The 15,333-nt window shown below is 60.1% G+C and carries 13 protein-coding genes; 2 read left to right on the top strand and 11 right to left on the bottom strand.

The features are described 5' to 3' along the window. Window positions 1-8 precede the first annotated feature (8 nt). The 10 genes from BXY39_RS09925 to BXY39_RS09880 form a co-directional block, all read right to left on the bottom strand. On the bottom strand, window positions 9-1,562 hold the full coding sequence (locus BXY39_RS09925) for a GMC family oxidoreductase (RefSeq protein WP_121938692.1): 1,554 nt from the start codon (window positions 1,560-1,562) through the stop codon (window positions 9-11). Between the two features lie 61 nt (window positions 1,563-1,623). Beyond that, a complete protein-coding gene (locus BXY39_RS09920) occupies window positions 1,624-2,103 on the bottom strand; it encodes a hypothetical protein (protein WP_121938691.1) in 480 nt (159 codons plus the stop codon). After that, a complete protein-coding gene (locus tag BXY39_RS09915) occupies window positions 2,104-2,625 on the bottom strand; it encodes a VOC family protein (RefSeq protein WP_121938690.1) in 522 nt (173 codons plus the stop codon). It abuts the gene before it with no gap. A 17-nt stretch (window positions 2,626-2,642) separates the two neighbouring features. Continuing rightward, window positions 2,643-4,817 carry a TonB-dependent receptor gene (locus tag BXY39_RS09910; RefSeq protein ID WP_121938689.1) on the bottom strand — a complete coding sequence of 725 codons (2,175 nt, stop codon included), beginning with the start codon at window positions 4,815-4,817 and terminating at the stop codon, window positions 2,643-2,645. 22 nt (window positions 4,818-4,839) lie between these two features. After that, window positions 4,840-6,378, bottom strand: coding sequence for a class I adenylate-forming enzyme family protein (locus BXY39_RS09905; RefSeq protein ID WP_121938688.1), 1,539 nt, complete (start codon window positions 6,376-6,378; stop codon window positions 4,840-4,842). A 3-nt stretch (window positions 6,379-6,381) separates the two neighbouring features. Further along, a complete protein-coding gene (locus BXY39_RS09900; protein ID WP_121938687.1) occupies window positions 6,382-7,254 on the bottom strand; it encodes an amidohydrolase family protein in 873 nt (290 codons plus the stop codon). A gap of 7 nt (window positions 7,255-7,261) precedes the next feature. Then, window positions 7,262-7,672: a nuclear transport factor 2 family protein gene (locus BXY39_RS09895; RefSeq protein WP_170163743.1), complete on the bottom strand. Its 411-nt coding sequence runs from the start codon at window positions 7,670-7,672 to the stop codon at window positions 7,262-7,264. Continuing rightward, on the bottom strand, window positions 7,665-8,309 hold the full coding sequence (locus BXY39_RS09890; RefSeq protein WP_121938685.1) for a DUF1330 domain-containing protein: 645 nt from the start codon (window positions 8,307-8,309) through the stop codon (window positions 7,665-7,667). Before BXY39_RS09890 ends, BXY39_RS09895 begins: the two co-directional genes overlap by 8 nt. A gap of 181 nt (window positions 8,310-8,490) precedes the next feature. Next, a complete protein-coding gene (locus tag BXY39_RS09885) occupies window positions 8,491-8,718 on the bottom strand; it encodes a lipoyl domain-containing protein (RefSeq protein ID WP_121938684.1) in 228 nt (75 codons plus the stop codon). A gap of 22 nt (window positions 8,719-8,740) precedes the next feature. Then, window positions 8,741-10,771, bottom strand: coding sequence for an alpha-ketoacid dehydrogenase subunit alpha/beta (locus BXY39_RS09880; RefSeq protein WP_121938683.1), 2,031 nt, complete (start codon window positions 10,769-10,771; stop codon window positions 8,741-8,743). Between the two features lie 98 nt (window positions 10,772-10,869). Here BXY39_RS09880 and BXY39_RS09875 point away from each other — a divergent pair, with 98 nt between their 5' ends. Then, entirely contained in the window at window positions 10,870-11,610 is a 741-nt protein-coding gene (locus tag BXY39_RS09875; RefSeq protein ID WP_170163742.1) for an IclR family transcriptional regulator, read from the top strand. Between the two features lie 393 nt (window positions 11,611-12,003). Beyond that, a complete protein-coding gene (locus tag BXY39_RS09870) occupies window positions 12,004-13,173 on the top strand; it encodes a tyrosine-type recombinase/integrase (RefSeq protein WP_170163741.1) in 1,170 nt (389 codons plus the stop codon). 321 nt (window positions 13,174-13,494) lie between these two features. Here the strand turns inward: BXY39_RS09870 and BXY39_RS09865 are convergent, their stop codons facing one another. Beyond that, complete coding sequence (locus tag BXY39_RS09865) at window positions 13,495-14,922, bottom strand: DUF2971 domain-containing protein (protein WP_121938681.1); 1,428 nt, start codon at window positions 14,920-14,922, stop codon at window positions 13,495-13,497. Window positions 14,923-15,333 lie beyond the last annotated feature (411 nt).

Genomic DNA, 15,333 nt, shown 5'->3' with positions numbered 1-15,333 from the left:
AAGGCGGCCTATATCCCGCCCGCGCCGGAGAGGATGTAATCCGCCTGCCTGAGGGCAAGGGCGACAATGGTCAGTGTGGGATTTTCAGCGGTGCTTGAGGAGAAAACGCTGCCGTCGGAGATAAACAGGTTGGGCACGTCATGGCATTGACCGAAGGCATTGGTCACGCCGTCCCGGGGGTCCGCGCTCATACGGCAGGTGCCCATATTGTGGGTGGCGGACGGCGGCACGCCGGTGCGAACATCACTGGAGCCGAGCGTGTCGAAAAGCGCCCGGGCCCGCGCATGGAAATGCCCGCGCATGGCGTCGCAGTGAGGATGTTCGTCCACATGCACCCGCGCCACGGGGTGGCCGGCCGCGTCCTTGACATCGGGACTTAACGTTACGCGGTTATCGGCACGCGGCAGTTCCTCGCCGTTGAGGAGAACCCCTGCCAGATGATCGTAATTGCCGATAAAATCGGCATAGTCGCGCCCCCAGGCACCCGGATCGATCAGCATGGCGAGCGTGACAGGCGCCAGGGCCGCGGCCTCCATCAGATAGCCGCCCGCGAACCCACGGGCTTCGTCATGCCCGGCTTCATCGAAAATCGTGCCCGGCGTGACAATGCCGCGATGCATATTGACGGGCCTTGGCAGCCGGGCGAAGGCCATGGCGGTCGTATGACGCATATAATGCCGTCCCACATGGCCATGTGTGTTGGCCAGACCGTCCGGAAAAGCCGGGCTGTCGGACAGCAAGAGCAGGCGGGCCGTTTCAATGGCATTGCCGGCAACGCAAACAAGACCGGCGCGCTGGCGGTGCAGGGTCCCGGCACCGTCCCGATAGACCACCGCGTTCGCCCTGCCAGCGGCATCGTGGTCTATGCGCACGGCCATCATGCCCGCGCGCAGGTCGAGCCGTCCGGTAGCCTCGGCCTTGGGGATTTCCGAGGCCAGTGTCGACCATTTCGCATTGATCTTGCAGCCCTGATTGCAGAACCCCATCTGGATACAGCCGGGTCGCCCGTCCCGATCCCGGCTGTTGATGGCGATATGGGCGTTGGAGATATGGCTGTAGCCAAGGCGTTTGGCGGCCGCATACAGCACTTTATAATGATTGGTGGCCGGGTGCGGCGGAATACCGTGCGTCCCCGTCACCCCCATCAGATCCTCGGCCCGGTCGTAATAAGGGGCGAGATCATCATAGGCGACAGGCCAGTCAATAAGGCTGGCTCCGGACACCACGCCATATCGGCTGAGCGGCGCAAATTCGTGCGGCTGAGCGCGATAGGACAGGCCGTTCCAGTGCAGGGTCGAGCCGCCGACGGCCTTGACGATCCAGGCGGGCATGGTCGGGGCATGACGGGCCGCGGCATAGCTGCCGGTGGCCACCCTGGGATCCAACCAGGACAACTGGGCGTATGCCGCCATGTCATCCTGTATCCAGTCCGCCGCCCCGATGCGCGGCCCGGCTTCCAGCAGAACGACGGATTTGCCGGCTGCCGTCAGCGCATGGGCGAGCGTTCCGCCGCCCGCGCCGGAACCGATAATGACAATCGCCGGGTCATCCGGATCAATCATGACGCTGTGTCCCCCAGTATCCAACAGTATCGGCAAGTGCCGTGTTCATGACGGGTCCGGTTCACGCAGGGTCCGGCAACCAGTCCAGATCGTCGAAGCCGCGCTCCAGATAGCCGAAATCCTCAAAGGACGGCCCCTGATAGCCGAATGTCCGCGTCACACTCAGATCGGTGTACAGGCCAAGCAGCACGGCAAAGCGAAAGGCCTGCACGCCCGCATCGGTGATATTGGCCTCGATCCCGGCCAGACGGGCGGCCCGATCCTGATGGTGATAGGGCCTGTCCGGTGCGCTCAGGCGCTGCACCAGCAGGCGGGCAACGGCAATATCCCGGTCCAGAAAGCCACGGGCGATCGCCGCATAATGGCGGTCGGTCACCCTATCATGCGGAAACAGGTCGCGGGCCAGACGGGAAAGCGCGGCGGCCACGTCCGCCTCGGTCAGGGCGGTGTCCCCGCGCAGGCCGCAGGCGACAAGCTGCGCGGCGGCCAGGGCGGCCGCCGTCCGCCCGATCAGGGCCCGGCGGGTGAGAGAGGTATCCATTCAACCGAAACTCCGGATCGGGTCGCTGCCGTCGAAGGCGCACGCCTCGGCATGCATTCGGGCCAGCATGGCGGCGACCATATCATCCCGTGTGACAAGCTCCGTCACCAGTCCGGTCTCGGCCCGCGTGTCCAGATAGGCGACCGGCGTGCCGGTTGGAAAATGACCGTGAAAAAGCAGGTCGGCCTTCAGGCCGCTGTCCCCGGCCAGATATCCGGCGATATCATCGACCAGCAGGGCCACATGATGGGGCGCATGGCGCCCGGCAGTGCCGAACAGTCCTTGGGGGTCCGCCTCCACCCGCATCAGTTCGATCAGCGTGTCTCCGGAATAGCCGAGCAGAATGCTCAACCTAGGGGACGGTCCGCTGTCCGGCACACGGATATCGGTGAATTCAAACCCCGGAAACGCATAGAAGGGGCCGGCCCCCGCCATCATCCAGTGACGGGCGGCGGTCTCAAGGTCCTCAACCACGAAAGCGATCTGATAGACGCTGCCGTGCGGGTGGTGGGGCGCGGTCATGGGCTGTCCTTTCCAGGTCAGAAGGTGAAAGAGACCATCGCCGTCCAGCGGGCGCGCTCGCCCGGATAGACGGTGATGAAGCCAAGCGGGGCAAAGTCGAGAATCTGGTCGATATACAGCTCGCCGAAACAGTTACGGCAGCCAAGCGTCAGGCGCGCCGCACCGTCCGCCGTTGCGATGCCGATTTGCGCATTCACCAGATCCACGGGTCCCGTCAGCGCGGACGGCGTATTCTGCGGGTTGACGAAATGCTCGTCCATATATGTGTAACTGGCATTATAGATGAGATCGTATTTGTCACTCAGCGGCTGCACACCGTCCAGGCCGACAGCGGCCTGCCACTGGGGAAAGCGCTGGAGTTCATCGCCCAGTGCGATGGTCGCGGCGGAGACGGCGTTGCGCTCGCCCTCCTGAAAGGAGGCGTTGGCAAAGGCGGACAGGCCGCTTACGATCTGCCAGTTGGTTTCAAGCTCCACACCGTAAATCTCCGCATCCGACGTGGCGATGCCAAAGCTGCCGTCAGCCGTGGTGCCGGTATTGAACAGGTTCCGGTAATCGTAATAAAAACCGGCCAGGCTGAATTGTCCGCGTCCGTCGATCAGTGTCCCCTTGGCACCGACTTCAAAACTGTCAATCTCCTCGGGGTCAAAATCGAAAAACTCGTTGGCCGCCGTCACGCGGGCCGACCAACCGCCGGATTTGAACCCCTGCGTATAGGTCGCATAGAGATTCAGGTCATCGCTGACGGCATATTCCAGACCGATTTTGGGATTGAAGCGACTGAACCCGAGATCGGTCCGTACCGGATCGTCCGGCCGGGCATCAAGCACCTGTCCGTTTACCGTGTCGGTATCGAAAATCACGTCGCCGCCGGGTTCAAAACCAGGCTCGCCCCCCAAGCGCTGGACGATATCGATGGATTTTTCATCCCGTGTGAAACGGCCACCGACAATCAGGGTCAGCCTGTCGCTGAGATCATAGTCGAACTGGGCGAAGGCGGCATAGGAGTCCACATCCACGCCGAGGTCCTTGTTGAACACCAGGGACTGGAAAATGAAATCGCCAATGAAAGACGTGCTGCGTTCGTTGAAATAAAACAGACCGGCCACATAATTCAGCCGGCCGTCCACGGCACTGCCGGTAATCTGGAATTCCTGGCTGAACTGATCGCTGTCATTGTCACTGAACACCACATAGAGCGAGGTGGGCTGGTCCGTCAGCTCGATGTTGAAACGCTGATTGGTGTTGCGGAACGCGGTGATGGACTTGACCGACACTGTGTCGGACGCCTCCCACGTCACATTGGCGGAGACACCCCAGGTTTCACCGATATTTTCCGTCACCTCGTTGGTGTTGGCGACAAACAGGCTGCCGGTGGGCTCGCGCAGAATGCCGGAAATATCGATGCCGTAGCGGCCGTTCTGGTTGGTGCGTGTCCAGTCTCCGCCCAGCTCCAGCGTGACCCGGTCCGACACCTTGGTAAGGGTCGCCAGCTTCGCGCCGCCCACGCTCATATCGTTGACCCGTGTATCATTGGCGATGTTGAAGGTGTCGCCGCCGCCATCGCCGACGATGAAGGACCCACGAACGGCCGTATCGTCGCTGAGCGTGGTGTTGAGCATGCCGCGCAGGCGCCATTCGTCAAAGCGGCCATAGCTTGCCTCAAACCGGCCTTCCGTCTCGAAAACGGGCTTTCGGCTGACCAGCTTGATGGCGCCGGCGCTGGTGTTGCGGCCATAAAGGGTACCCTGCGGGCCGCGCAGCACCTCGACCCGTTCCGTATCGAACAGGAAAAGATTATTCACCCCCGTGCGGCCCAGATAGACATCGTCCAGATAAAAACCGACAGGCGCGTCGATGGTGATGATCGCATCCGTCTCGCCGACGCCGCGAATAAAGGCGGTGGTGGCACTGCCCTGACCGATATTGTTGGAAATATGCAGGTTCGGCACCGTGGAAATCATATCGACTACTTCGGTGATCTGGCGATTTTCCAGGGCTTCCGCGCTCAGGGCTGTGATGGCGACCGGTACTTCCTGCAGGCTTTCGGCCCGGCGCTGCGCGGTGACGACGACTTCCTCCAGGACAAGACTGTCACTGTCGGCTGTCTGCGCGGCGGCAGGTGCCGCCGCTGTGACCAGTATGGCGGCCTGTGCGGCGACCATGGCTGATAAACTGATTCCGTATTGCATTCGACCCCTCCCTAAAAAGTCTCTATGGTTGTGTGGTTATGCCCTCCCGAAGCGTGCGTTTCAGCAGCTTGCCGCTGGTATTGCGCGGCAGCGCGTCCATGAAGGTCATGCCGCGCGGCACTTTGTAGCCCGCAAGATTTTCGCGGCATGCACTCAGAACACCCGCCTCGGAGACAGGCCGCCCGCTCTCGGGCACGATGAAGGCGTGCAGACGCTCGCCCCATTCCGGGTCCGGCAGACCGACCACGGCAACCTCGGCCACGCCAGGCTGGCGGGCGATGACGGCCTCGATTTCCACCGGATAAATATTGACGCCGCCGGAGACCACCATGTCCTTCTTGCGGCCGTCGATGGTGATGAAACCGTCTCCGTCCACATGCGCCAGATCCTGCACGGTAACCCAGCCGTCACGCAGCGTTTCCGCCGTCTCCGACGGCCGGTTCAAATAGCCGTTGAAACTGTAAGGTCCACGGCAAAACAGCTCGCCGATCTCACCGGGGGCGCACAGGGTGCCATCCTCGCGCCGGACGGCCACCTCCATATGGATGAAGGGCGTGCCGACGCTGCCGGGCTTGTCCATAATATCGGCCGGCCGGATGTTGGTGACGATGCCGCCTTCGGTCGAGCCGTAGGTTTCATGCAAGAGGCCGGACCCGAAATGGGCGCAGGTTGCCTCCTTGAAGCGCTGCGGCAAAGCCGCCGCATTGGAAATGACGGCTTTTAGACGGTGACGATCCGCCAGACCGGCAAAGGCACGCTCGGGCAGATCGAAAATACGCTTGAAATGGGTCGGCACCATAAAGACACCGGTCACGTCCCCCTCGGCGATACGGCGGACGATGGCCTCCGGATCGGATGCATTGAAGAGCAGACAGGTCCCGCCGAAGGACAGGGCAGCCACCGCGAACACAAAACCGGCCCCGTGGTAAAGGGGTGCAAGAGCGAGAAACCGGTCGTCCATGCCGAAACAGCCATATTCAACCCCCATGGCCAGAACCATGAGCGCCCGGCTGCGGTGGGACAGCATCACCCCTTTCGGCGCACCAGTCGTCCCGGAGGTATAGCAAAGGGAAAAACTGGCCCATTCCGGCACCACAGGCAGGCCCGAAGGCACGACAGCTTCCCGCAGAAGGGCGTCATATGCAGGCCCGAAGGCAATCAGCGGCACCCCTGCCGCCCGCACGGTCTCGGCCAGGTCATCAAGGGCGGGATCGATCAGGACGGCCCTGGGCTGACAGTCCGCCAGAATGACCGACAGTTCCGGTGCCGCCATACGGGGGTTCAGTGTCGCAACGACGACCCCCCTGTCGGACAGTCCCGCCACGACTTCCAGATATTCCAGGCGGTTCGGTGCGATGACGGCAACGACATCCCCCGCCCGCAAGCCCCACTGCCGGACAGCGGCGCTGCCGACACGGTCCATCCGCGTTGTCAGCTGCCGATAGGTCAGCGTGCCCCGGTCACAGACGAGGGCCGGCTTTTCCGGCACCCGTACCGCAGCCGTGCGGATGGCACGGCTGAGATCCAGGTGGGTAAACCCGTCCGGTAACGGTGCTGCCATGGGCTATGTACCCAGCCTGTCGGCCAATGCGGGGAAGACGGCAAGCGCATTGATGCGCATCACCCGTTCATAAGCCTCCGGCCGCAAAGCATGGCCCTGGACTTCACGGACACCCCGGCGCGGATCGATAACCGGCCAGTCGGTGCCGAACAGCACCTTGTGGCTGCCATAACTGTTCATGTAATGCACCAGCGTCTTCGGCAAATGTTTGGGCGCATAGGCGTCGATGCCGATGAAGACATTTTCATGCTTCCACGCCATGGCGATCATCTCGTCCGTCCACGGCACGCCGATATGGATGCCGATCAGCGTCAACTCGGGAAAGTCGATGGCGATCTGATCCAGCAGAATGGGCCGGGCCACCGACGGCAGGCGCACATCCTTCTGATAGATCAGGTTCTGGCCCACCTGCATCATGATGGGGATGTCCAGTTCGCAGCATTTGGCGTAGATGGGGTACCACTGGGCCGCGTCCGGCGGCAGGCGGAACCAGTGGGGGTAGCTGTGCGCGCCGACGAAGCCAAGCTCCCGCACGGCGTATTCCAGATCACGCAGCTGTTCCATGCCCATGAACGGATCCACCCCGGCTAGACCGGAAAACCGGCCCGGCATGGCGGCGCAATAGGCCGCCACCTGCTGGTACGGGATGGCGATGGAGCCTTTCATCCGGCGGTCGCCGGCGCGGACGGCGATCAGCAGGGAATGATCCACCCCGGCCTCATCCATGATGTCCGCATAGCGTTCCATGGCAACGCCGCCGCGCATGTCTTCCGGCATGCGCACCTGCTCCATGAAATTCTCGTCAAAGCCGGTCTGCTGTTTCGCAACCTCCTGCGCCGTAAACGGATTGCAGACAATGTCGATCGCCTTCACCATAGCCGACCTACTCCCCGTACAGCTCTTCAAGGAAGAATTTGGTATCTGTGTAGGGCCGCACACTGACGATGCGATCTCCCGCGACGCTGGCGCGCAGAAGATATCTGTTTTCGTACGGCCTGCCGGTTTTCAGGATGGCACGAGCGGTATATTCCGCAGCCGCTTCGCCGCCGTCGGCAATCAAATGATGCAGATCGACGGTAAAGGGTTTGTCCGTATCGAACCGGCCGATCATGTCGTCCATGACAATATCGAGCGCATCTCCGGCCGGCATGGGCCGCTGATACCCCAAGGATGGTAGAAACCACCACTGGGCATCCTCCGAAAACGCGGCCTTGGCCGCCGCCTTGTCACCGCTCCACATGGCCTCAAGAAACGCTTTGACCACCGTTCTGGCGTCCGGCTCCGGCTCAGCCATCGTCGCGCTCCCCCTCAAGGGTGACAACCTGAAAGGCGCTGACTCCGAGACGTAGCGGAATCGCCGTGTCCTGATACCGGTCGGCAAGCCAGAAATCCCGCGCGGCATGGGCGCTGGGCCAGCGGCTAATGAGAAAGACCGCATCATCCCAGTCACCGCTCAGCACCGCTATATCACCGCCCAACTCAAACAGGACATAATAGGCTCCGCGCGCCTTCAGCATGGGCAGAATGACCCCGCGATAGAGGTCCATCGCGGTTTCGTCGGTGGCCGTCCCCTCGATCAGCATCAGGGTCGGCGGCTGATCCGGCCCCGGCGTCACATTGGTGCGTGTGGGAATGACGTCGTCCTCAAAACCACCGTCGGGCACGGCCCGCGCGGCCAGCGCCAGCGGCGGTGCGGGCGCCGCCAGCATGGATGTGTCCATACGGGTCCAGGCGGCCTTGGCGGAGTCCATCGACGGAAAGAGGGCAATCCATGTGTGCAAAGGGATAGAGCCGGGCTCCAGCGTTTCGATCTCATGGATCGCACGGGCCGCCACAAGGATACCGCCATGCTGTCGGTTGGCGGCGCAGAACCTTTGGAAACGGATATGCGGCGCGGCCGTGCGAATGATCAGATAGGCAGGATCAGACATGGGAACGCGCACTCCTCAGGCCACGAAACCCGGCGGAACAAGGTTGAATTAGTCCGGTCCGTACCGAAAATCGGGAGGGCTGCTTTCCAGAAACGGCCGCACTGGCTTTCATGATCCTATTCATTTGCTTCCCCTCCCATCGCGCATCACACATCCCGCCCCTTGGAGCGTGCGCCGCGCCTTATGTGTGGATCTCCGCGACCGGGTGCCCGACCGGCAGGGCCTCCCCTATCTGTGCGAGGATCCTGATTGTCCCAGCAAAGGGCGATTCCACCTCGATGGTGCTTTTCTCGGTTTCGATGTCATAGAGATGATCGCCCACCGCCACGGTATCGCCGTCAGCCACTTTCCATTCCACGATGGTGCCCTGCTGCATGGAAACAGCGCCCTTCGGAATCTTCAGCGTCATTTTCGCCACGGTTCCGCCTCCTTTACGCTGGCGTCTTACCGAAGAGGCCAAGCACTGTGGTCGCAATGCCCTCGGCAGTGGGGAAGTGCAGAGCCTCCAGTTGCTGATTGAATGGAATGGGCGTGTAACGCGCGCCCAGTCGGGCCACCGGCGCTTTCAGCTCGCTGAACAGGTTTTCGTGAATTTTTGCCGACAGTTCCGCACCCAACCCGCAGAACTCCACGGCCGGATGGACAATGACGGCACGTCCCGTCTTGCCAACGGATGCAAGGACGGTGTTCAAGTCCAGCGGTACGATGGAGCGCAGGTCGATAATCTCGGCGGAGATGCCCGCCTCGGCCAGAGCGCCGGCCGCGCCCATCACTTCCTGCATGCCCCAACTGTAGGAGACAAGCGTCACATCATCGCCCTTCTGGCGCACGGCGGCCTTGCCGATGGGCACGCGGTAGTCACCCACGCCGATCTCGCCCGGCGCGAAGAAACAGCGCATGGCTTCCAGCGAAATACACGGGTCGGGATCGTGAATGCAGGACAGCAGCAGACCCTTGGCGTCAAACGCGTTGGACGGCGCCACGATTTTCAGGCCCGGAATATGAGCAAACCAGCTTTCCAGACTTTGCGAATGCTGGGCCCCAAAACTGCCGACATTGCCCGCCGTAAGCATTCTGAGCGTAACCGGCACGCTGGTGCGACCGCCGGACATATAGCGCAGCTTGGCGGCATGGTTGGCGATCTGGTCCATGCAGACCATGGCGAAATCGCACACCATGATCTCGGCCACCGGTTTCATTCCGGTCAACGAGGCCCCGATGGCCGCGCCCACGATCGCCTGTTCGGAGATAGGGGTACCGCGCACGCGCTCGGTACCGTATTTGGTGGACAGACCGTATGTGGCCTTCACGATACCGCCGGCGGGGTCCATGATGTCCTCACCCAGCAGAAAAACATCGGGATCGGTTTCCAGCGCCACATCCAGCGCGTTGTTGACCGCCTCCCCGAAGGAGGCCTTGACCGTCTCCGCCGGCGTGGGCTCATCCGCCGCCACACCGCCGGCTCCCGGTCCTTCCGGCAACAGCGTGTTATCGGCAAAGATTTCCGTGTAAAGCTCGGCGGCGGCCGGGCTCTGACTTTCCATGGCGAAAGTCTGGGCCGCGTCCACTTCCACCCTGGCGGCATCCTCAATGGCCGTCAGTTCGGTTTCGCTGGCCAGCGCCTCTTCCAGAAGACGGTTGCGCACGGTTTTCAGCGGCGCATTGGCGATATCCTCGGCCAGTCTGGCCTGGTCCATATGAGCCTGGTCAGAGCCGAAGGCATGACCCTGCAGGCGCGGTGCGACACATTCCAAAAGTGTCGGGCCGTCACCGGCACGGGCGCGGTCTATCGCACGTCCGGCCGCTTCATAGACACTGACGGGGTCGCGCCCGTCACAGCGCTCGCCCGCCATGCCGTACCCCGCCGCACGCCCGGCAATATCGGTCGACCGGGTCGAACCCTCGAACGAGGTGTATTCCGCATACAGATTGTTCTGGCAGACAAAGACGACCGGCAGCCGCCACAGCGCCGCCATGTTCAACGCCTCGTGCACGGCACCGATATTGGCGGCGCCGTCGCCGAAACTGCACACTGTGACCCGGCCCGTACCCTTCATCTGCCCCGCCAGTGCCAGGCCGCCTGCAATGGGCGCGCCGGCACCGACGATGCCGGTCGTGACCATCAGACCGGACTTCGGGTCGGACAGGTGCATCGGACCGCCCTTACCCCTGGAGGTTCCGGTTTCCTTACCGTACATCTCGGCCATGATTTCCCTGACAGGGGTCCCCTTGGCGACAATGTCGTGAATCACACGGTAGGTGGTGACACAATAGTCCTCGGGGGTCAAAAGCGCCCCGATGGCGGCGGCAATCGCTTCCTGTCCGCCCGCCGGATAATACTGAAACTGCAAATCCCCGGCGGCCAGGCCCTGCTGAATCCGTTCATCGCACGCGGCGATACGCACCATGGTGCGGTAAATATCCAGAGCCAGGTCCCGGCCAAGCGTGCTGAGTTGCGTCATAGATCCCTCCCGAATTGTTACAAATTTTTCACCAAGCCCCTTGTTGAGTCAATAAAATCCATATATTTAGAATAAATTCTATAAATATGGATTTTACAATGTCTTCTGTTAGCCAGTCCGTTGTCCGCACCATCCGCGTTTTCGAAACCTTTGAACGGGACCGCAAAGCGCTCACCGCGCAGGATATCGCCCACGCGATCGGGGCGCCGCGTTCAAGCTGTGCGGCTTTGTTGAAAACACTGTGCGATCAGGGGATGCTGGGTGTCGACCGCCGCACCAACAGCTATTTCCCGACTGCGCGTTTTGCTGCGCTGGGGGCGTGGATCTCCGATGGGTCCATATTTCCGCAGGCGCTCATGACCCTTCTCGAAACATTGAAGGACCTTACCGGCGAGACAGTGACGCTGGCCGCCTACCAGGATCTGATGATTGAACTGGTCCAGGTGGAAAAAAGCGACAATGCCATTTCCTTCACCGCCGAAAAAGGGCAGAAATTCTCCGTCTGGGGCACCGGCGTCGGCACGGCCTATTTGTCAACACTGGAGGCGCAGCAGATCCGAGCCCTGTACCGACGGGCGGAAAACCGCCGGCAGATCGATACCGGCCGCCACCCGCTGGAGGCCATATTACAGGCGGCCGATACCGCACGCCGGCAAGGGTTCACCATTGCCGTGGGGGCGGTTTTCCCTGACGCCACAGCCATTTCCGCGCCGGTCGGCCTTGCCGTGAACATGCGTCCCCTGATCATCTCCATCACCGGACCGACCAGCCGCGTGGAGCCCAATTTCACCCTGTTCGGAAAACTGCTGGTCAAGGAGATCGCAGGCCTGACACCCTGACGGGACCACACCGGAAAAGACCACGCCCCACATCGAACCGGGTCAGGCGCCCCGGCTGTTCAGACCCCAGGCAGAATTGCTCGCACAGCGACCCTGCGCGCGCATAAATGGCGGACAGACTGTTTGGTAACCCGAAAGCCCGAGCCCCCAGGCTGCGGTTGGGGCCTGGTCACCCTGACAGGACGATCACGCAGTAATTTGCCGGGAGCGAGATAATGGCGGAGAGTGAGTCCGCTAAACCATATTCCATATACGTTTTTGCTATTCCATAAAATTACTTAAAAACAGCCATTTACTGAAATGCTCTTCCATGACTATCCGTTGATTTCCACCTTAAGCCTCGATAGAGTGTGGGGAAGACTGTGGGGAAAATAAGTTGGACGGACGATTGAAATGAGCAAGCTCACCGCCCTTTCCGTGAAGGCCGCGAAAGAGCCGGGGCGCTATCATGACGGCGACGGCCTGATGCTGGTGGTCAAGTCTCCAACCTCGCGCTCCTGGCTGTTGCGCATACAGGTCAACGGCAAGCGGCGGGATTTTGGCCTGGGGTCTTTAAGCAAGGTGTCACTGTCGGAGGCCCGCGAGAAAGCGCGGGAGACGCGGGCGCTGTATGCCAGCGGCGTCGATCCGGTATTGGAGCGCAAGCGCAAGCTGGCTGAAATGCTGCAAACACCCAGCTTCGAGACAGCGGCACGGGCGGTTTTTGAGGAACACAAGCACACCTGGAAGAACGCCAAGCACAGGGCACAGTGGATCACCACCCTGGAGACGTATGCCTTTCCCCATATCGGCTATGTGCGCATAGACGAGGTGACGGGACCGATGATCCGGGATGCGGTGATCAGCATCTGGCTCACCAAGCCGGAGACAGCTCGCCGTGTCCTGCAGCGCATCGGCACCGTACTCGACTGGGCGCATGCCAAAGGCTACCGGGATCAGGAAGCGCCTTTGCGCTCCGTCCGAAAGGGCCTGCCCAAACAGCCCAGGACCGAGAGCCATTTCGCCGCCATGCCCTATGCGGACCTACCGGCTTTCATGGCTCAGCTCAGCGAGAAGGACAGTGTGGGGCGGCTGGCCCTGCGCTTCCTGATCCTGACCGCTGCCCGGTCAGGAGAAGTGCGCCTCGCCACATGGGACGAGATCGACGAAGATGGCAAAGCCTGGCGCATTCCCGGAGAGCGCATGAAGGCGGGTAAGGACCATCATGTGCCCCTGTCGGATGCTGCAATCGCTGTGCTGGACACGCTGAGGCCGCTTAGAGCGGAGAACAATCTGATCTTTCCGGGCATACGCAAAGGCAAGCCGTTGTCCAACATGACGCTGACCAAGGCTTTGCGCGATCTGGGCCACGGCGATGTCACGGTGCACGGCTTCCGCTCATCCTTTCGCGACTGGGCGGCAGAACAGACCACCCTCCCCGGCGACGTGGTGGAAGCCGCCCTCGCCCACACCATCCGCAACCGGGTGGAGGCAGCCTATCGGCGCACCAATTATTTCGACAAACGCATTGTGCTTATGGATAAATGGGCGGGGTTTCTGGACAATACTCGCTCAGGCAATTAAGACCTAATCTTCGATTGCAGCTCGACACCAAAACCTATGGCTCAATTGAGCGTCGCAAAGCCAGGACCTATACTTGTCATGGACTGGACTCACAGGCCGACGCTAATCGAGAAATCCGAACCTCGTTTGTTCCGCCATTCGCGGCCGATTATGCGACGTATTACTCGCCGGTTCGACGAACCCTTTGCGGACCTCTATGTCGTTGCAGGAACGGAGGTTGTTGAATCAGCCGGATATTATTTTTGTAGACGCCATTTTAACTAAGGTTCTGGACGTTAGATATCCGAACTCAAGACTGTGAAGGATTACTGACGTGCGCGATCAAATGAAGTGATGAGCCTCTATACGTTCTGTTCTAGCATTGTAACGGGCTTGATAAAACTTGAAGGGCTCAGGAACTGACCGGCTTGCCAATTTCGCATTAACGATATGCATGATCCGCACCTTATCGGAGAGGTTTGTGTTGATCCCGAAGATAATGCCATCAAGTGTATTATAATCGTATGTGAAGGTACGGCCTTCATCCGTACCGCGTATATTCAAAATGTCTGAGAGAACAATCCTTAACTCCTTCTCATGCTGCCAGTCGGGGAGCTTTCTGAGAAGGGGCGGAGTGAAGTTTTCCCAATAAGCGTTTCCCCATGCCTCCTGCCTGTCCTCGTTGAGATGTTGGGCAAGCGGGGATGTACGGCCATGGTTATCCTGAAACCAATTCCGCGCCAGCGGAGCAAGGGGCAATCGCCCAATATTCGTGAAGAATTCGATCCGCTGCTCGCCGGCAGTATAACGCACGGGTTCGAGTGGGAGGTTTTGAACACTCCTCGAAATGCCATCGGAACCGTAACCAGTTGGCCCGTTAAGCAGCAAACTTCGACCGGTTTCTGTGTCGTCTGCTCGAAATACGAGGCAGCAACCCCGATGGTTGTCCGCATAATAGCTCCACATCGCAGCATTATCGTGTCGACCGGAAAAGCAGGCGACATACCACGGCGGATAAACCAGCTTCATCAGGTTGGTGAGATATTCAGTCGTAAACTCGAAAAACAGACTTGCACGTTTCGGCTGTAAAACATCGGCGTGCTGGTATGCGGCCAACAGGGTCGTTTGATCGGACATGATTTGTCGAATGTTATGGATAATCTCGACGCCATCATCTGAAACCTGTTCGCGCACTTGCGGCATCAAATGTTGAAACTTACGCAACACATCCACCAGACTGGATGATTCGGCGCTCACAGGCTGGCCTTGCTGGGCTAATCCGTGTTCAACGAATACTCCGTAAACTGTTCCAAGCCAGTCAATATGGACAGTCCTTAAGAGCAGTTGAAGCTCTGAAAAGCCGATATCCCGATCAGCACACGCCAGCAGGTCGAGCAGAGCGGTATGAAGCTCACCAGCCTCAACCGCCGCGATACACGCCTCGCACAACGATCTGGCCTCTGGCGTTGGCAGATTATCAAGCGTCTGGAACACTGAGATGGTCTGCGGGTCCAAACGCTCAGAATCATCTGTCGAAAGCGCCTGAAAGAGACGATTTTGGAGACATATCACGTAATGCCGCAGAAGATTGCGCCATGTAATCCGATCGCCGTGCCAGTAGATTTGACGCAGGCCTTCCATGGGGTCGTTGAGATGCTCAGGCGGTGCAAAATAGACCGTTTGACGCCCCAACTCTTCGCGCTCCCCAAGTAGAGCATCGATGGAACGGTATCTGAATACAGCGTTTTCAAAATGCGATACAGACGGCATAAATTGGAGTCTAGCACGCCGCAAAAAATTGCAAGCTAATGTCCACGAATGGCTCTGACCGTCCGTTCGCAGCAAGTGCTCGGAAGACCTACAGTCTCAGTATGCTGGCGTAGAATTATTCCTTACAGCGCATCTTGCAGTCATGTCGCTGTAGTGCGGTGGCGAAGGAATAGTTCGCATCTTTGTCTCACACGGCTCACCATGTGTGGCCGTGCGCGCACCATCGCTACAAATCACCCCACCTGCATCAAACGACATAATGAACAGCCGCCTTTACGCTACAAGCCAACCTGCAGCGGTCCTTATGTCAGTCCAGCCTCTTTGCTTCGTCAGCAAAGCGGAAAAGCATTTCGATGCATAATGTGCCAGCATCTGTCACCTTTTTAGCGCATTCCAAAAGGTAATAGTCAA

Source organism: Eilatimonas milleporae (assembly GCF_003688555.1).
In the GTDB taxonomy this organism is placed as follows: domain Bacteria; phylum Pseudomonadota; class Alphaproteobacteria; order Sphingomonadales; family Kordiimonadaceae; genus Eilatimonas; species Eilatimonas milleporae.
Note: the sequence above shows the minus strand (reverse complement) of the source record. Positions and strands in the feature narration are given on the sequence as shown.